Genomic DNA, 17,817 nt, shown 5'->3' with positions numbered 1-17,817 from the left:
TGACTGCTTTATAGTAGAGGGAAATGCTTTAAGATGCTATTTGATTCCGTAACTGTTCTGCACGATGTTGCTGCTCCGTCGAAAATTTATTCGAATTTACAGCTAAAAGCTGGCGGGCAGCGTCATAAGAACCGAACTGGATATATTGCTCGGCTAAATCTAGATCGAGTGTGGTTTCACTGATTTGCCCAAGTTCAGGGAAAGACTGGACTAATGGATCTTCTAAATTAGCCTCTTCCTGAGCCACAGCCGTAACGGATGTAGCAGGCTCAGCATTATCAAATGGAATGCTCGGAGTTGCTGCGCGGTCTGATGCTTGCGAGTCTAAATCAAATGAAAGAGCTGGAAGAGCAGCAGCTTCTTCTTCAATCTGTGAGGTTGTTTCTACCGGAGCAGGAGATTGCTCAAGGTTAAAAGAAAACTTGAACTCAGGTTTATCCTCTACCGTATCTTCAGCAGGCACCGCTACAGGTTCAGGAGCACTTTCAACCGTTGGAGCAGGGTCTAGATTGAAAGAAAATTCTAGATCTTTCAATTCAGTAACGAGAGGTTCGTTTTCAGGCTGAGGTGCAACGTTGTCTTTTGCTTGAGGATTAAGCTCTAGGTCATCAAATTTAAGAGGAGCTGCTTCTACATTTTGTGTAGCTTCTGTCTTTGTTTCTAAAGCCTCAGGGTTTAGTGAAAATGACTTAAACTCTAATGGCTTTTCTTCAACAGCAGCAGGTTGAGTGGTTTCCGCCTGCAATAAATCAAAAGAATTTGATGTAGTTGGTTTATCATTAATTAGTGCATCAAAATCTTGAGTATTGAGTGTAGGAGCTGATTCGATTTCTGTTGAAGACGATGTTTGCGGTTGAAATTCAATAGTATCTACTGAAGAAAGATTTTCTTTCTCGTATTCAGTTTTTTTCTGTTCAGCTTGAATAAGAGTATCTTCTAATTCAAGTGAGCGTAAGTGGTTGAATAATTGGCTAATTGCAAATTCATCTTTTTGTTGTAGATGAATGTCGAGTAGTAATAAATATAACTCATGCTGAGAATTATCTTTATTCAATGCCTGATTGATTTGTGCTTCCGCCGCAAAATAGTTCCTATCGCGAATAAGCCCCTGAATTTGGGTGCGTAATTCATTGCTAAGTGGAGTCTCCTGTTTCTTTTCGATAACAGGATCTTCGATCACTTGGGTTTTTTGAGGGGCTTTACGTTTGTTTGCTGGTGTCTTGGCCTTAGTACGTGCTGCAGCAGCTGTTTTTTTTGGTGCCTGATCGGCCTCTTTACTTGCTTCACGTTTCTTCAGCACAATGGCCACGACTAACAACAATACAAACGGAATCACATAAATCAGCATGTTTTACCCCTTATGAATCAAATGTAATCTTAAGACACTGATTCTAATATTAAAAAAATTATAACACGTTAGCTGTTTGGCTTTTTCTGTGCTTGTTGCGCTTTCAACTGTTGTTGCAATTGCGCAAGACGAGCATTTAATAATTGAATTCTCTGGTCCTTTTGACGTAGTGCCAATTCCAGCTGGGTTACGTTTCTCTGTAATTTAACGGTTTTTTCCCGAGATGTCATAACTTTTAATGACAATTCATTTGATATTTGTTCATTTTCAGTCTGCTGTTTTGCCGTCCCATTGGTCGCTTCAGGGCTCTTTTCGGCAACTAAACTCATTTCGGCCTGATTGAGACGATATTTGGCTTTACCAGACTGTTTAACCGTCGTATCTGCTGGGGTAACGATCTTCTGCTGTGGTTTATTGGTATTGGTTTGTAGGTTTAAAGTCACACCGCGACGTAGGCGATTGATATCCCCTTGAATAAACGCATGCGAGTTCTGGGTTTTAATTTGCTGCATGACTTCGCCAATTGGGCGGTTTTGCTCTGAGGCAACCCGTTGCGCAATGGCCCATAGGGATTCATTATTTTGTACCACATGCTGATTGCTTGCGGGATTTTTTGGCTCAGAAGCAGGCGCAGTTTGGGCTGGCTTTGGCGTTTGTGGTTTTGCTTCAGTTGAGACTTTAGTGGTTTCTGGAGTTGCTGCTGAAGTCACAGCCGTCTTTGCTGCTGAGTTTTTCTGGTATTGCTGTACTAAAGGATCGGCAGACTGTTGAGCGGATGCGTTCGGCGTGTTGGTGGTCTGTTTTGCAATTGTTGTGTCAGGGGTGTTGGATTTACTTTCAGTTTGTTCAGTGACTTGAGTTTTTGCTGCTGGTGCAGGAGGTGTATTCAAGCTGGATACGACAATAGGCGCATCAGCTGATTCAGCCACGCTTGCCAATTTGGGTGGTTGAATAGTTTTGATCTTGAGTGAATCCGCAGCATTGTTAGAGGTGGAATTTTGTTGTGTCGTGATTGGTGCTTGAAACTGGGTACTGGTTGGTAAATTCAGTGCAATATCTTTTTCACTGACAATCATGATCGGGCTGAGCACTTTCTCATTGGCTTGGGCACTAAACATGGGTTTTGGTGCAGCTGTACGTTGCATTGGTGTTCGAATATGTCGCAAATGTACGGCGCTACCTTCCTGAATGCGAACCACAATATTTAGCTCTGACTCAGTCAATGGTCGAGACGAAGTAATGGTAATCACACCTTCGCCAGCACTGTTTTGTCGAGAAAAGAAATTAAGATGACCAGGTGGCTGATGGATGACGCCTAAAGTATTGATCTCTTCTGGAGTCGCCAAGCTGACTTGAACAGGCACATCGGTTTTTGCATGATGAAACGGAATTTCTGCATAAAGCAGTTCCCCAGTCGCAGACTGAATCTGTAGCGGATCAATACTAATCGCATGAAGATTTTGCGATGCAATAATGGCGAGAATAGCAATTTTTAATTTGTTATATACAGTCATCTTAGTTTTTGACTCTGGTCATATATCGCAACGAGAGAATTATACATTACCGAGATGTTGATGAATTGTAAATGGATAACATTCGAGTAACATAAAAAGCCGATCATAATTGATCGGCTTTTGTTTGAAAATTTAAAAATGCTTATGCATTTTTAAAATCAATCAGGATACGCAGCATACGACGCAGTGGCTCAGCAGCACCCCAAAGTAATTGGTCACCGACAGTGAAAGCACCTAAGTACTCTTTGCCCATGTTTAATTTGCGTAAACGACCCACTGGAACAGTCAATGTACCCGTAACCGCAACAGGCGTTAAATCTGTCATCGATGCTTCACGTGTATTTGGCACAACTTTCGCCCACGGATTGGCATTGCGTAACATATCTTCGATTTCATCCAGCGGTACGTCTTTTTTCAGTTTTAACGTAAGTGCTTGAGAGTGACAACGCATTGCACCGATACGGACACAGTGACCATCAATTGGAACGATTTGCTGGTTGCCCAAGATCTTGTTGGTTTCAACTTGACCTTTCCACTCTTCTTTCGATTGACCGCTTTCTAGCTGCTTGTCAATGTACGGAATCAGAGAGCCCGCTAAAGGCACGCCAAAGTTTGCAGATGGGAAACCTTCACCACGTTGTAATTCAGCAATTTTAGAGTCGATGTCTAGAATTGGAGAACGTGGATCATCTAACAACTCTTTGGTGTTGTTATACAAGTAACCCATACCAGTGATCAGTTCACGCATGTTTTGCGCGCCTGCACCAGAAGCGGCTTGATAGGTCATTGAGGTTGCCCATTCCACCAAATTGTTTTGGAATAGACCGCCTAAGCCCATGAGCATCAGTGAAACGGTACAGTTACCGCCCACAAAAGTTTTAGTGCCTTTGACTAAGCCGTCTTTGATCACATTCATGTTGACTGGATCAAGTACGATGATCGCTTCATCATCCATACGCAGGGTAGATGCTGCATCAATCCAGTAGCCATTCCAGCCTTCAGCTTTCAGCTTTGGAAAGACTTCAGAAGTATAATCACCACCTTGACAGGTAATAATGACATCCATTTGCTTCAGACTACTAATGTCTGTTGCATCCATAAGTGCTGGGGCAGTCTTACCACCAAATGCAGGCGCTTCACCACCTGCATTACTGGTAGAAAAATAGAATGGCTCAAAGTGAGCAAAGTCATTCTCTTCAACCATACGTTGCATAAGGACGGAACCAACCATCCCGCGCCAACCGACCAGACCTACTTTCATGTCATTTTGCCTCGGTGCGTTAAAAAATTAAAAGGGGTTTGAGTGTATCAAAAGCGACCACAACTGCAAGCACTACATAAGTAAAACATCACGATAATTGAACGAAATAACTTGTTTATGATACATACAAAATTGATAAAGTTAGTCCAGACTTAGTTTTACCAAACGGCATACGATTGAGAAAAACAATATGATTTGGGTTGAGGTCTTGGCAGTCACGGTGGTGGTGCTAACTTTTTGGTCTTTGATTCCGCGTGATGAGTGGTGGATTCGCGGTGCAGATTTTCCTCGTTTGCAAATCCTCGTACTGGGTCTGCTGGCATTTGTGTTCTTGATTTTCTGGCCTACAACTTGGGATGTACAACGTGAATTGATTCTCACCGCTTTAATCGCAGCGCTGGCGTATCAATTGAAAATGGTTTTGCCCTATACCTTTCTGTGGAAAAAACAGGTACAAACCGTTTCCGAGGTACAATTACAACCCGAACGGCAAATCTCCCTGCTGATTTCCAATGTGCTCACGCCCAATACCCAGCATCATTTACTCATTGAACAGATTACCAAATTTCAGCCCGATCTGATTTTGACCTTGGAAACCGATCAGCGTTGGCAGCAAGCCTTACAGGTAATTGAAGCAGATTATCCCTATCGTGTCCCGATTCCCTTGGATAATTTGTACGGCATGCATTTGTACAGCCGTTTGCAGTTAAAAGAGACCGAAGTCAAATTTATCTTGAGTGATGAAATTCCCTCGATTCACACCACGGTGTTGCTGCCATCGGGGCAGCCTGTGCAGTTGTACTGTTTGCATCCCAAACCACCTAGTCCGACCGAAGCCAAAGATTCCACTCTGCGTGATGCAGAACTGTTGATTGTCGGGGATCAAATTAAAGAACAGGATCAAAGTTGTATTGTGATGGGGGATTTGAATGATGTGGCATGGTCAAGAACCACCCGTCTCTTTCAGCGCATTAGTGGTTTGCTGGACCCGCGAGTCGGGCGACACTATGTAAATACTTTTCATGCCGATTACCCTTTTTTACGATGGTCTCTGGATCATGTCTTTCATAGTAATGACTTCGCATTGATTCAAATGCAGCGCCTACCGCATATCGGTTCGGATCATTTCCCAATTTATGTCGAGTTGCAATCGGGGCGTGTCTTTGAACAGCAACAAGAAGAGCTAGAGCAAACCGATGCCGATGAACAAGAAGCTCAGCAAGCCATTGAGGAGGGGATTGAAAAAGCAGAACGAGAAGAGAAAAGAGTGACCGATGAAATAGCGCAGGATTATAAAAAGGAGAATTAGTTTGCAAACTGAAGAAAAAATTGTGTACGAAATTGCTTACAAAAGTTTCGGTCTCTGACGAATGGTCGAAGCAGAAGAATTCTTTTATTCTTACTTCATCAGCACAAGGAACAGGGAACGGAATATCCCACTAAGGAAGACGACGCTGAAGGAAAATCATCACGGAAATGATGGCTGGTTAGGATGACCAAACACCAAAACAAGAATTATGATTGAAAGCACAACCTCATATGCCCGAGTTTTGCAGGAAGCAGAACTCGGGTTATGTGTTTTAGTCTATCTGAAAAATATTTAAAGATTATGACGATTTCAAAACGTTCTGATACAGCGCTAAAGTCTGATCACACATATCCTGCAAGCTAAACTGGGTCACGGGTGCAATTTGTTTAGGATGTTCAATATGTTGTTGTACTACGCGAATCAATTCAGCTTGATCATCGACAGGAATCAGACCTTGCGGATAAACTGTCGATAATATTTCAGCCACCCCACCACGATTCCAGCCCACCACAGGTGTTCCCACGGACAACGCTTCGAGCGCGGTGCGTCCAAAAGTTTCTGCCTGATTGGAGAGTGATAAAACCACATCACTATAGGCCAACCATTCTCGAATATCCGAGCGATGTCCGACAAAGGTAATTTGATGTTCCAAGCCTTTGCTTTGAATACTGCGTTGTAATTCATCTAAATAGGCGGCTTTTTTTGGATCAGCCCCACCGACGACGATGGCATGCAAGTAAGGGAATTGTTCATTTAATTGTTGAATCAATTCAATCAAGGTTTCATGCCCTTTCAGCCGCGTAATTCGACCAGGTAAACACAACAAAAATTTATGTTCGAGTTGCGGGTAGTCTTTTAAGGTGTGTTGAATCCATTGTACCGAAGGCTGATAGCCATGCGGAAAGGCTTTAGGATCAATACCACGGTAGATACGCACAATATCTTGTGGCGGACAATTTTTATAATGATCGGTGATGTATTGCACCACACTATCCGACACCGCAATCACTTTTTCTGCTTGAGTCATAATTGCACTATAGCGATTGATGGAATAAAAACCATGTACGGTGCTAATCAGATGCGGGCGTTGTGAAGCAGGAATGCCCTTTAAGGCAAAATGAGTTAACCACGCAGGTACACGCGAGCGGACATGCACGATGTCAGGTTGATGCTGTTGGATCAGCTGACGTAACGGACGGATTTGCCATAAGCTCGACAGGGATTTTTTATGAATCGGCAGAGTTAAATGTGTGGAACCTTCGGCTTCAAGTTGTGCCACCATACGCCCGCCATTGGAAACCACCAGTGACTCATGTCCTTGGCTGACCAATGCCTTGGCAATTTCTAAAGTACCGCGTTCAACACCTCCACTATTCAGTTCAGGAAGAAGCTGCATCACTTTCATTGAATTTATCCTTATTTGAGATGTTGTGCTGTTCAAGTTACAAAACCAAAACAGCATGCAGTAAAAGAATTGAAATTACGTGCCTGTTATTCGCCAATTAGTAAATCTTTTCATAGCCTTCAGGGCGGGTTTTAAAGCGGCGGTGAAACCACATGTATTGTGTCGGTGCAATCCGCAGCTGGCGTTCGATGATTTGATTGACTCGTGTTGCATCATCAACTTCATCTTCGCTAGGCAAGTTTTCAACTGCAGGTTCAATCAACAGGTGATATTTCGGATTGTTCACATCGCCATGACGGTAAAAATACAGTGGTACAGCAACCGCTTTGGAGATTTTGAGCAAACGTCGATGGGCTGTCACCGTCGCGGCAGGCACGCCAAAAAAAGGTGCCATCACGCCTTGCTTTAAGCCAAAGTCTTGATCTGGGCTATACCAGATGGCGTGCCCATTTTTTAAATTGCGAATCAGACCACGCATGTCATCATGGTCAATTTGATTGGCATAAATCGTGGCACGACAGCGATAAATCAGCATGTCTAGCAATGGATTGTTCTGCGGACGATAGACCACATCAGGTTCAAAATATTGGGCACATAAATAGCCACCAGCATCTAATAGGGTAGAATGAGTACCGAGCAGGAGCACGCCTTTACCTGCAGCTTGTGCAGTTTGAATATGTTCCAAGCCTTCAATGGTGACGCGGTTTTTAAACCATTGTGGGCAGTACCATGCATTCAGGGTTTCAAAAACCCCGAGCATTTGATCGACAAACACCTGATGGGCATTGTCCTGAACTTGTTCTGGACTCCATTCAGGGAAGCACACCTCTAAATTGCGAACGGTAGTCTTACGACGTGATTTCAATTTATTAAAAGCAACATTTCCCAGAAACGTGGCTAAACGGTGTTGAATCGCCCACGGCAGTATCGCCAGTATCATTAAGAACACGATGCCGAGCCAAATTCCCCAATATTTAGGATGGACAAATGACCATTGAAATTCACCGGGTTGATAGTCTGGCTTGTTGCTCATAAATGATGAAAAGCATAGAAAAGAAAGCCTTGAGTGTAACATGAAGCGGAAATGATTGGACACTGTTCGGCTGTAGGTGCGTGAATGTAGCGCGAAGGTGTTAGAGTGAATGAGCGAGATTTAAAATGCTAAGTACGCATTGAATGAATGATCTCAGTGCTAGAATAAATGGATAAAACTTTGATTTAGTTGTACCTATACATGAGAAATGACGCACTGGATACCGCCAAAGCGGGTCTAATTTTTCTGGTAGTGCTGGGGCATTTTCTGGAGCGAATGATCGGCTGGTCACAACCGAGCAGTCATTTATTGCTGGAAACTATTTATGCCATGCATATGCCTGCTTTTATTTTTATTTCAGGCATGTTGTATAAAGATAAAAACTGGCTAAAAAACATCGTCTTTTTTATCGCATTGTTTATTCCCTTTCAATTGCTGTACCTCATTTCAGATTACCTGATGACGGGGCAATGGCGATTTAACCTGTTTGCACGACCTTATTGGCTGATGTGGTATCTCATGGGAATGATGGCGTGGACGCTGTTCATGCATGTGTTTTATCGTAGTCGATGGGTGCTGTTGTGGGCGGTTTTGGTTGCGTTCGGAGTAGGTTTGTCACCGTGGAATAATTATACCTATTCGATTGGGCGTATCGGGGTATTCTTGCCTTTCTTCGTGCTGGGATGTCGTTATGGACATACCGGATTGACGAGGCTGCAACAACAGAAACATGCTGCAATCTGGGGTGGACTCAGTCTAGTTTTGATCATGCTGATTCTGTATTCGACCCAGCTCAGTCAATTTTGGTGGTACGGCAGTTTGAGCTATGCCCAACTTAAAGAGGATGTATGGCAGGGAAGTTTGACGCGATTGGCTTGTTTGTTGCTGTCGGGTTGGGGCGTTTTAACCCTTTTGGCATTATTTCAAGGTCTGGGATCACGCTTTACGCTATTGGGACAAAATACACTGCCTGTTTATTTGCTGCATGGCTTTGTGGTGATTTGGTTGGCACATTGGATACCGTTAGATGTTTCGGCTGGCATTAAAATCGCAGTATGTATTTTACTTTCGATCATCACTTGTTGGGTGTTGCGCCAAAGCCTATTTGATCGGATCTTGCGACAGCTGTCGTTATGGTTGGTCAAACCGACCAGTAAACTTTGGCAAAAATAACAAGATAAAGATGCTTTAAAAGATAAGGTGTTCTAACTTATTGATGATTAAAAGATCCTCAAATGCCTGTTCAGACATTTGAGGATTCAAGCTCGGCTAAATTAATTGCCTTTGCTAAGATTTTCTAGTTCATCCCAACGTTCAAGCTTTTCCAGTAATAATTCTTCAATTTCAGCCAAACGCTGTGAAGCTTGAGTTGCAGCACCTGCATCGGTCACAAACCAAGAACCATCAGCCAACTTCTCTGAAAGTTGAGTTTGTTCAGCTTCTAGTGCCTCAATTTCTGCAGGTAAGCTATCCAGTTCACGTTGATCTTTATAGCTAAGTTTCACTTTTTTCGGTGCAGGCGTTGCTGCTGCGGCAGCCGCCTCAGCTTTGGCTTGTGCCTTTTTCACATCACTTTTCTGATCAACCACTTTCTGATCTGGACGTTGTTCGAGGTAATCTTGATAACCGCCAATGTATTCATCAATATTGCCTTTACCATCAAACACCCACGTTGAAGTCACTACGTTGTCCATAAAGGCGCGGTCATGTGAGATCAACAGTAAAGTGCCTTTGTAGTCTGACAACATTTCTTCGAGCAGTTCCAGCGTCACCATATCCAAATCGTTGGTTGGCTCATCCATGACGATGAGGTTAGATGGTTTCAGTAATAGTTTTGCCAATAAGATACGATTTCGTTCACCACCTGATAAGGCTTTGACAGGCGTACGTGCGCGTTCTGGTGAGAATAAAAAGTCTTGTAAATAGCTATAGATATGACGACGATTCCCATTGACATCAACGAAGTCAGAGCCTTCGGACACGTTCGCCATCACGGTTTTTTCGAGGTCTAATGCATTACGGAGTTGGTCAAAATAAGCAACCTCAAGCTGCGTACCAGTCTTGACCGAACCGCCATGTTCAATTTCACCCAAAATGGCTTTAATCAACGTGGTTTTGCCGACACCGTTGTCACCGACCAAACCAATACGGTCGCCACGCATCACCAAGGCAGAAAAATCTTTGATCAGCGGTTTGCCATCATACGAAACACTGAGATGCTCAATATCAAACACCAATTTGCCAGAACGATTGGCATCTTGGGTGGCCATGCTGACTTTGCCTTGTTGGAAGCGGCGGGCTTTGGATTCTTCACGTAAAGCTTTGAGCGCACGAACACGACCTTCGTTACGGGTACGACGTGCTTTAATACCTTGGCGAATCCAAGCTTCTTCTTCCGCTAATTTTTTATCAAACAAGGCATTTTGCTTTTCTTCAGCTTCCATTTGCTGCGCTTTTAAATCGAGATAGCGCGAATAGTTGCCTTCATAGCTGCGTAAAACACCACGATCTAGCTCAACAATACGTGTTGCAATGCTGTCTACGAACGAACGGTCATGCGAAATAAACAGTAGGGTCAGATTGTTTTGATCGAGTAGGAATTTTTCTAACCATTCAATACTTTCTACATCCAAATGGTTGGTTGGCTCATCCAGCAGTAACACATCAGGTTGGGTCAGTAAGGCACGTGCCAACAGCACGCGACGCTTACGACCACCCGATAAATCGGCTAAATCGGCATTCGGATCCAGTCCCATCTTGCTTAAAATGGCATTGACTTTATTTTCCAAAGCCCAGCCATCGAGCAGATCTAATTTGTGTTGTAAGTTGCCCATGCGGTCGCAAGCTTCCATGTCACCTAGGGTGCAGGCATCGCTCGCTTCGTGATATGCTTTCAGTACAGTCGCTGCTTCGCCTGCACCATCGGCAACGATGTCGGCAACTTTGCCTGAATCCATTGGAACGTCTTGCGCCAGCATAGATACGGTTAAGCCATTTTGAATGGAAACTTCACCCGAGTCTGGGAGTAAGCTACCTTCAATCAGTTTAAGTAGTGTCGACTTACCTTCACCATTACGGCCAATCAAACACACTCGTTCGCCACGTTCTAGGTTAAAATTCGCGCCGTCGAGCAGGGCAGGTCCACCAAATGCAAGTTGGACATCCCTTAAAGTAATATAGGCCATAATGTTTCCTGAAATCTCAAATGAGGACTTTAAATGACTAAACAACAAAATCTTGATAATCAGGCGTCATTTTCCGCACCCATTGAAGATTTGCAAGTCCGAATTGCATTTTTGGATGATTTAGTTGATCAGTTGAATGATCAGGTAGCACGCCAAAATGTCGAAATTGCTGATTTAAAAAAACAAATGCAGTTGTTGTATCAACGTGTGGAATCGGCTGATTTATCGGAAGGTATTGAAGTTTTTGATCCTTTAACCAATATACCACCCCATTATTAATCTTATTTGTAGATTGAAATGAGGTGCTTGAATTCGCTTCATTTCAAATCTGGGAACACGGGGCAAGGCTTGACCTTTTTCCCGCTTCCCGTTCTAATGCACCCTCTTTGCTCATCTCTCATGACTGTGTGTTTATGTCTGTTAAAGCGGTTTTGTTCGATCTAGAAAATAATATGCCAACGGCAAAGATGTTACGCGATCTCGTGCAGCATTATCCCACTTTATATCTGTTTAACTGCACAGGTCAGTTTGCCTATACGCTGGAAGATCTCACTGAATTTGCAACGTGGGTTAGCAGTGGGCAAGTGGTGATTTTAGAAACCGTCGAAGCCAAAGAAAAAGAATTTGAGTATGCGGTCTTGGTCGGACAGTTAATGACCTTGCTCGAACCTGAAACGCATGTCGAAGTGATTTCGGCGACAAAAAGCAGTTCACTGTTAATTGATTTAATGCGCGGTTCTGCTTTGAGTTGCAGTTTGATTCAAATTCAAGACACGAGCGACGCCAGCAAACCGAAATACAAAATCCCAAGTCTGGCTGTGATTCAAAGTAAACCCTATTTGCAGCAAGTGAAACAGTATTGTGAAGCTTTGGCAAAGATGTCGGGTAAACCCAATACCGTAGACTCCTTAAAAAACTCGGTAATGAATATTTTGCAAGTGGTGCCAGAAAAAGCACAGCACTTGGTGGGCATGCTGATTAATCTGAAAATTGTCAAACGTTATGATGAGCAGATTAATTTTCGTAAGAAAGTATTAAAACAGTGGGCGCAATTGCATCAGGAACAAGATCAGGCTGAATTAGTAACGTCGACCAATTTAGATCAAGCAGTGCAACAATTACAGGCTTCCGCAGAACAAGAAGCTCCGACTACAGCGGAACAACCAGTACAAGATCCTTTGTTTAAGGATTTCGGGAAAATAGACCCTGTACAGTTGGAAGTGGCGAAAAAACTGCGTGAATTGAAAAATGATAAGCCCAAAGACATTTATGCCTTACGTGATTTATTAGAACAAATGTTTCCCAAAGCCGATATCCGTTTGCTGCTCAAAGAATTGATCGAAAAGGGATATATTTACTGGAATGGGCATGAAGTTCTATATAGTCATGAAATGTTCTTGAATTAGAAAAATTTATATGAGGGGAAGCATGAAAAAAATACTGTTATTAGATATAGAGAATTTGCATAAAACAGAAAATGAAATTTTACAGCTATTGAAGACTTATGCTTTTGTATATTTAGTTTATGCGAAGTCGCCTATTGTAATAAGTTTAGATGGTTTACAAAGGCTATCAGAATTTATCACGAATAAGCGTTTGGTTTTAATTAAAATGCCGAAAGCAGGACCTGATGCAGCGGATTTTGGATTAGCTTTTCTTGCAGGGCAGCTATCGATTCAAATGGATCAAGTTGATATTGAATTTGATGTTATGTCTAATGATAAGAAATTTGAATATATTGTTGATTTACTTAAGATTATGGGGTTTCAAGCTCGGCAACTAAAAAAAGAGCTTATGCCAATAAAAAATATAAAATCTTCTTTAGAATCAATTGACCCAAATAAAAATGAATTCAAGCCACTTATTCTAGCAATTCAATTATTGATAAAAAATCAACCTAAGCAATTTAATTCATTAAACAATGCACTAAAGTCATGGTTGAAAGGAAAAGCGATAAACATCAAGCATTTGATTGAACAATTGAAAGAATATCAATTTATCAAAATTAAGGACCAAAATGTCAGCTATGAATTGGCGCGAATGAAGGAAGCTTTAAAGTTTCAAGAGAAAAGAGAGACAGAAAAATTAGTAGTAGAATTACCAAAAATTCAGGAAATACAAACTAAGCCACATTTACAAAGGATAAAAATATACAGCAATTACTTAAGCAAAATTATGAAGAGTAAACCTGCAAAAGCAAATAGTTTATTAAACTCTATACAATCTGTCTTAAGATTGAATAATCAACAGGCAACGCAAGATTTTATGAATATTCTAATAAAACAAAATCTTGTTAAAAATGAAAATAATAAATTGATTTATAATGATGCTCTTATATTGGCATGGTCCAGTTTAGAGGATAGCTGTATCACACAACCATTGGTTCAACCAATAATAAATGAACAACTAAACTCTGAAATAGCATCATAAACTTTCTACATTTCATAGAAATAGTAGAATCCAATTTATTTTTCTTTTTAGCGATGCTTGCGTTTTATATTGTGCTTATGCAACTCTAATAAAAGATAAAAAAGGTTTTTTTATGGAACATACTGGAATTTGGGTTGCTGTTATCATTGTGGTTTTTGTGCTGGGATCAATTTTTGGTCTCCGCGTCAGTCCGCGTGAAAAGGCTTTGGGCTTAATGCGCGAGAAAGCACGTAAAATGGGTTTACACCCACGCTTGGTGGCTGCGCCTGACTGGACCAAAATTCCCAAGGCATCTTCAGATCGTGCCAGTATGGTGGCGTATTACAGTGTCCTGATTCCCGATGCACGTTTGCCGCTAATGCGCGCCCGTGTTGAAGAACAGCAGCTTAAGCTGGTGCATGGTGATGAAAAATTTAATAATTTTCCCATTGCATTAAAGGGCATTTATGCTATTGATATGCAGGCAAACTGTGTAGGAACCTATTGGGACGAAGAAGCTGATTTAAGAGCAACCCAATTAGAAGACATCAAAGCATATTTACATTCTTTGGCTGAGCTTTAATTTTTAGATTCACTGAAATAGGAAAAACGGTTAACTATGGCGAATGCTCCTCGATCCACATCCAAAAGCACCACAGCAAAATCTTCCGATGCTGGGAATAAGCGTGCCTTAGTGATTGTGGAGTCGCCTGCAAAAGCGAAAACAATCAACAAATACTTGGGTTCAAACTACATTGTAAAATCCTCTGTAGGTCATGTTCGTGACTTACCTACGGGTGGTTCAGGTAAAACTGCAGACAAGAAAACTGCTACTTCCAGAGCCAAACTGACCGATGCACAAAAAGCTGAAAAAGCACAACAAGCTTTGGTCAACCGTATGGGGGTAGACCCTGAACATGACTGGAAGGCACATTATGAAGTGCTTCCAGGCAAAGAAAATGTGGTTGCAGAATTAAAGAAACTGGCATCGCAAGTCGATGAAGTCTACCTCGCAACGGACTTGGACCGTGAAGGGGAAGCCATTGCTTGGCATTTAAAAGAAGTGATTGGCGGTGATGATTCACGTTACCAACGCGTGGTATTTAACGAAATTACCAAAAATGCCATTCAAGAAGCCTTTAAGCATCCAGCACGTTTGGACACCAATAAAGTTAATGCACAACAGGCGCGTCGTTTCCTTGATCGCGTGGTGGGCTTTATGATTTCTCCTTTATTGTGGGAGAAAATTGCGCGTGGTCTATCTGCAGGACGCGTACAGTCAGTTGCCGTGAAACTGGTGGTTGAGCGTGAACGAGAAATTCGTGCCTTCATTCCTGAAGAATATTGGCAAGTGTTTGCAGACACCAAATCGTCAAGTGATGAGATTCGTCTTGAAGCGGTGAAACAAGCAGGCAAGACCCTAAAATTACGCAATAAAGCTGAAACTGATGCTTTATTGAAAATTTTGAAAGATGCGGATTATAAAGTTTCAGCACGTGAGGATAAACCAACCAAGGTCAATCCAAGTGCGCCGTATATTACCTCGACGTTACAGCAAGCAGCCAGTACGCGTTTAGGGTTCTCGGTCAAGAAAACCATGATGTTGGCGCAGCGTTTGTATGAGGCGGGTTTTATTACCTATATGCGTACCGACTCGACATTCTTGAGTGATGATGCGGTGAATATGGTGCGTCACCATATTGAAACGGAATTTGGTGCTAAATACCTGCCAGCAAAACCAAATCGTTATGGAAACAAAGCGGGTGCACAAGAAGCGCATGAAGCGATTCGTCCATCCAATGTTGGCTTAAAAGGCGATAGCTTGGTTGGTGTAGAACGTGATGCGCAGCGTTTATATGATTTAATCTGGCGTCAATTCGTGGCGTGTCAGATGACACCAGCAGAATATCTATCTTCTACGATTTTGGTTGATGCTAACGGTGTTGAGCTAAAAGCTAAAGGTCGTACCTTGGTGTTTGATGGCTTTACCAAAGTACGTGGTCAAAACAAGTCTGATGATGATGTGCTACTGCCTGCCGTGAAAGTGGGTGAAGTGCTGAATCTAGAAAAACTTGATCCATCACAACATTTTACCAAACCACCTGCGCGTTTTACTGAAGCTTCTTTGGTGAAAGAGTTGGAAAAACGGGGAATTGGCCGTCCATCGACCTATGCTGCGATTATTTCGACCATTCAAGATCGTGGTTATGTGAAACTGGAAAATCGCCGCCTATTTGCTGAAAAAATGGGTGAGATTGTCACGGATCGCTTGGATGAAAGTTTTAATAACCTGATGAACTATGACTTTACTGCGGACCTTGAAGGTCAGCTAGATAAAGTTGCAGATGGTGAACGGAACTGGAAAGAATTACTGGATAGTTTCTATGGTGATTTTAAAAAGCGTCTAACCACTGCACAAGGTGATAGCGGCATGCGTCGTAATCAACCTGTCGAAGTGGATGCGGTTCAGTGTCCTGAATGTTCACGCCCGATGCAGATTCGTACCGGAACGACGGGTGTATTCTTGGGTTGCTCGGGTTATAACTTGCCACCCAAAGAACGTTGTAAAGGAACGCTAAATTTAACACCTGTGGAATCACTGGCGGCACTCTCTGATGATGATGCTGCCGAAACCGCAGACTTAATGTCGAAAAAGCGTTGTCCGATTTGCGGCACAGCAATGGACAGTTATGTCATCGATGGTGGGCGTAAACTGCATGTCTGTGGTAACAATCCAGATTGTGCGGGCTTCGAGCTAGAAGAAGGCGAATTCAAGATTAAGGGCTATGATGGTCCGACTATTCCTTGCGACAAATGTGATGGTGAAATGCAACTCAAGACGGGGCGTTTTGGACCGTACTTTGCGTGCATGAGCTGTGACAATACCCGTAAGGTCTTGAAGAGTGGTCAGCCAGCGCCTCCGCGTGTCGATCCTATTAAAATGGAACACTTACGCTCAAGCAAGCATGATGATTTCTTTGTATTGCGTGATGGGGCTGCGGGTCTGTTCTTGGCAGCAAGTAAGTTCCCGAAAATTCGTGAAACGCGTGCGCCAAAAGTGTCTGAGTTACGTTCTGTGGCTGAACAGCTTGATCCAAAATATCAATTTATTTTGCAAGCGCCAGATGTCGACCCTGAAGGCAACCCGACCTTGGTGAAATTCAGCCGTAAAAACCAAGCGCAATATATTGGTTCCGAAACGCCTGAAGGAAAGCAGACCAAGTGGTCATTGGTTTTCCAAGATGGGAAATGGGTTGAAGCTTAACTTTTAATGCTATAAAGAGTGCTGACGTAAGTCGGCATTTTTTATGTCAAAATGATTTATATAAGAAATTAAAAATATATTTGGGGGAATAGTGGACATTCAAACGAAAAAGTTTGCTGTGTTAATTGATGCAGATAATTCATCTATTGGTGCCATTTCATCTGTTTTGGAAGAAGTCGCTAAATATGGGATTGCAAGTGTAAAGCGAGTCTATGGGGATTGGAGTAATGAAACGCTGAAGAAATGGCGAGATGTTTTATTACCTCATGCAATTACTCCCGTTCAGCAATTTGCCTATACAAAAGGTAAAGATGCGACGGATATGATTTTAATTATTGATGCAATGGATTTACTCTATGCAGGTGCATTAGATGGTTTTTGCATTGTATCTAGTGACAGTGACTTTACACCTTTAGCATCGCGTATTCGTGAAAATGGTTTAAGTGTTTATGGCTTTGGCAAAAAATCTACGCCAGAAGCCTTTAAAAAGGCTTGTGATAAATTCATTTCAGTAGAAAATCTGATAATTGAAGAAAAAGAAGACATTAAACAAAGTGAAGAACCAAAGAAAGAAGCTAATAAAGAAAATATTAAAATAGCACCCCTTGAACAAGAAAATAATAAACAACAGATAGATAAAGCGACTTTGAACCTTATTTATAAAGCTGTTAAAGATAACTCTGATGAAAGTGGTTGGGCTTACTTGGGGACTATTGGGACATATATTTCTACAGTGAAACCTGATTTTGATACTCGTAATTATGGCTATGATAAATTATCTGGGCTTGTAAAGGTATTAGGGCTATTTGAAACGAGAATGCAAGGTAGTCAAATGTATCTTAGGAAAAGTAGCTTTAGTTCATTTATTAAGTTGGTTCAGAAGGCAATCAGTCAACATTCAGCAGTAAATGATTGGGTGCATATTCAGGATGTAATTAAGTTTTTAAAAAAATCTGATTTGAATATAAGAAACTATGAAGAAGCTATTGAGTCGATCCATCAGGGCTGGATCGAAGTTAAGAATATCAACGAGTCGAAATTTATTCGGACAAATAAAGTTATGCCGTGATTTCCAAACTTCAACTGAA

General features: G+C 42.1%; 14 protein-coding genes. 8 read left to right on the top strand and 6 right to left on the bottom strand.

Annotated features, from left to right (window positions below; translation table 11 throughout):
* Positions 1 to 28: 28 nt before the first annotated feature.
* From ACWQ4X_RS00270 to asd, 3 genes are all read right to left on the bottom strand, one after another.
* On the bottom strand, positions 29 to 1,348 hold the full coding sequence (locus tag ACWQ4X_RS00270) for a hypothetical protein (RefSeq protein ID WP_457902307.1): 1,320 nt from the start codon (positions 1,346 to 1,348) through the stop codon (positions 29 to 31).
* Positions 1,349 to 1,416: 68 nt separating this feature from the next.
* Positions 1,417 to 2,862 (bottom strand): FimV/HubP-related protein, encoded by a 1,446-nt coding sequence (locus ACWQ4X_RS00265; protein ID WP_457902306.1) that lies wholly within the window; start codon positions 2,860 to 2,862, stop codon positions 1,417 to 1,419.
* 142 nt (positions 2,863 to 3,004) lie between these two features.
* The gene (asd, locus tag ACWQ4X_RS00260; RefSeq protein ID WP_100240541.1) at positions 3,005 to 4,123 is read right to left on the bottom strand and encodes an aspartate-semialdehyde dehydrogenase; all 1,119 of its coding nucleotides are present in this window, start codon (positions 4,121 to 4,123) and stop codon (positions 3,005 to 3,007) included.
* 190 nt (positions 4,124 to 4,313) lie between these two features.
* Between asd and ACWQ4X_RS00255 the strand changes: the two genes are divergently transcribed.
* Complete coding sequence (locus ACWQ4X_RS00255) at positions 4,314 to 5,432, top strand: endonuclease/exonuclease/phosphatase family protein (protein WP_457902305.1); 1,119 nt, start codon at positions 4,314 to 4,316, stop codon at positions 5,430 to 5,432.
* Between the two features lie 298 nt (positions 5,433 to 5,730).
* Here the strand turns inward: ACWQ4X_RS00255 and ACWQ4X_RS00250 are convergent, their stop codons facing one another.
* A complete protein-coding gene (locus ACWQ4X_RS00250; protein ID WP_457902304.1) occupies positions 5,731 to 6,837 on the bottom strand; it encodes a glycosyltransferase family 4 protein in 1,107 nt (368 codons plus the stop codon).
* Positions 6,838 to 6,934: 97 nt separating this feature from the next.
* On the bottom strand, positions 6,935 to 7,870 hold the full coding sequence (gene lpxL / locus ACWQ4X_RS00245) for an LpxL/LpxP family Kdo(2)-lipid IV(A) lauroyl/palmitoleoyl acyltransferase (RefSeq protein ID WP_457902303.1): 936 nt from the start codon (positions 7,868 to 7,870) through the stop codon (positions 6,935 to 6,937).
* Positions 7,871 to 8,071: 201 nt separating this feature from the next.
* On the opposite strand from lpxL, the gene ACWQ4X_RS00240 reads away from it, so the two are divergent.
* On the top strand, positions 8,072 to 9,043 hold the full coding sequence (locus ACWQ4X_RS00240) for an acyltransferase family protein (RefSeq protein ID WP_457902302.1): 972 nt from the start codon (positions 8,072 to 8,074) through the stop codon (positions 9,041 to 9,043).
* 101 nt (positions 9,044 to 9,144) lie between these two features.
* Here the strand turns inward: ACWQ4X_RS00240 and ACWQ4X_RS00235 are convergent, their stop codons facing one another.
* Positions 9,145 to 11,055 (bottom strand): ATP-binding cassette domain-containing protein, encoded by a 1,911-nt coding sequence (locus tag ACWQ4X_RS00235; protein WP_142769561.1) that lies wholly within the window; start codon positions 11,053 to 11,055, stop codon positions 9,145 to 9,147.
* A 33-nt stretch (positions 11,056 to 11,088) separates the two neighbouring features.
* Between ACWQ4X_RS00235 and ACWQ4X_RS00230 the strand changes: the two genes are divergently transcribed.
* The 6 genes from ACWQ4X_RS00230 to ACWQ4X_RS00205 all read left to right on the top strand — a co-directional run bounded on the left by ACWQ4X_RS00230 (position 11,089) and on the right by ACWQ4X_RS00205 (position 17,798).
* Positions 11,089 to 11,334 (top strand): SlyX family protein, encoded by a 246-nt coding sequence (locus ACWQ4X_RS00230; protein ID WP_100240547.1) that lies wholly within the window; start codon positions 11,089 to 11,091, stop codon positions 11,332 to 11,334.
* Between the two features lie 134 nt (positions 11,335 to 11,468).
* On the top strand, positions 11,469 to 12,461 hold the full coding sequence (locus tag ACWQ4X_RS00225; protein ID WP_457902301.1) for a hypothetical protein: 993 nt from the start codon (positions 11,469 to 11,471) through the stop codon (positions 12,459 to 12,461).
* Positions 12,462 to 12,483: 22 nt separating this feature from the next.
* Positions 12,484 to 13,485 carry a PIN domain-containing protein gene (locus ACWQ4X_RS00220; RefSeq protein WP_457902300.1) on the top strand — a complete coding sequence of 334 codons (1,002 nt, stop codon included), beginning with the start codon at positions 12,484 to 12,486 and terminating at the stop codon, positions 13,483 to 13,485.
* Positions 13,486 to 13,597: 112 nt separating this feature from the next.
* Positions 13,598 to 14,047 carry an ammonium transporter gene (locus tag ACWQ4X_RS00215; RefSeq protein WP_142769559.1) on the top strand — a complete coding sequence of 150 codons (450 nt, stop codon included), beginning with the start codon at positions 13,598 to 13,600 and terminating at the stop codon, positions 14,045 to 14,047.
* Positions 14,048 to 14,083: 36 nt separating this feature from the next.
* Positions 14,084 to 16,729, top strand: coding sequence for a type I DNA topoisomerase (gene topA, locus ACWQ4X_RS00210; protein ID WP_457902299.1), 2,646 nt, complete (start codon positions 14,084 to 14,086; stop codon positions 16,727 to 16,729).
* Positions 16,730 to 16,820: 91 nt separating this feature from the next.
* Entirely contained in the window at positions 16,821 to 17,798 is a 978-nt protein-coding gene (locus tag ACWQ4X_RS00205) for an NYN domain-containing protein (RefSeq protein WP_457902298.1), read from the top strand.
* Positions 17,799 to 17,817: the final 19 nt, after the last annotated feature.

This window comes from Acinetobacter sp. NigerLNRRAM0016 (assembly GCF_054112845.1).
This window is presented reverse-complemented; position numbering and strand designations above follow the sequence as displayed.

Coding starts and splice junctions, on each gene's coding strand:
- ACWQ4X_RS00235 (WP_142769561.1), bottom strand. CDS start 11,055: ATGGCCTATATTACTTTAAGGGATGTCCAACTTGCATTTGGTGGACCT.
- ACWQ4X_RS00265 (WP_457902306.1), bottom strand. CDS start 2,862: ATGACTGTATATAACAAATTAAAAATTGCTATTCTCGCCATTATTGCA.
- ACWQ4X_RS00250 (WP_457902304.1), bottom strand. CDS start 6,837: ATGAAAGTGATGCAGCTTCTTCCTGAACTGAATAGTGGAGGTGTTGAA.
- ACWQ4X_RS00225 (WP_457902301.1), top strand. CDS start 11,469: ATGTCTGTTAAAGCGGTTTTGTTCGATCTAGAAAATAATATGCCAACG.
- ACWQ4X_RS00240 (WP_457902302.1), top strand. CDS start 8,072: ATGAGAAATGACGCACTGGATACCGCCAAAGCGGGTCTAATTTTTCTG.
- ACWQ4X_RS00215 (WP_142769559.1), top strand. CDS start 13,598: ATGGAACATACTGGAATTTGGGTTGCTGTTATCATTGTGGTTTTTGTG.
- asd (WP_100240541.1), bottom strand. CDS start 4,123: ATGAAAGTAGGTCTGGTCGGTTGGCGCGGGATGGTTGGTTCCGTCCTT.
- topA (WP_457902299.1), top strand. CDS start 14,084: ATGGCGAATGCTCCTCGATCCACATCCAAAAGCACCACAGCAAAATCT.
- ACWQ4X_RS00270 (WP_457902307.1), bottom strand. CDS start 1,348: ATGCTGATTTATGTGATTCCGTTTGTATTGTTGTTAGTCGTGGCCATT.
- ACWQ4X_RS00255 (WP_457902305.1), top strand. CDS start 4,314: ATGATTTGGGTTGAGGTCTTGGCAGTCACGGTGGTGGTGCTAACTTTT.
- ACWQ4X_RS00220 (WP_457902300.1), top strand. CDS start 12,484: ATGAAAAAAATACTGTTATTAGATATAGAGAATTTGCATAAAACAGAA.
- ACWQ4X_RS00230 (WP_100240547.1), top strand. CDS start 11,089: ATGACTAAACAACAAAATCTTGATAATCAGGCGTCATTTTCCGCACCC.
- lpxL (WP_457902303.1), bottom strand. CDS start 7,870: ATGAGCAACAAGCCAGACTATCAACCCGGTGAATTTCAATGGTCATTT.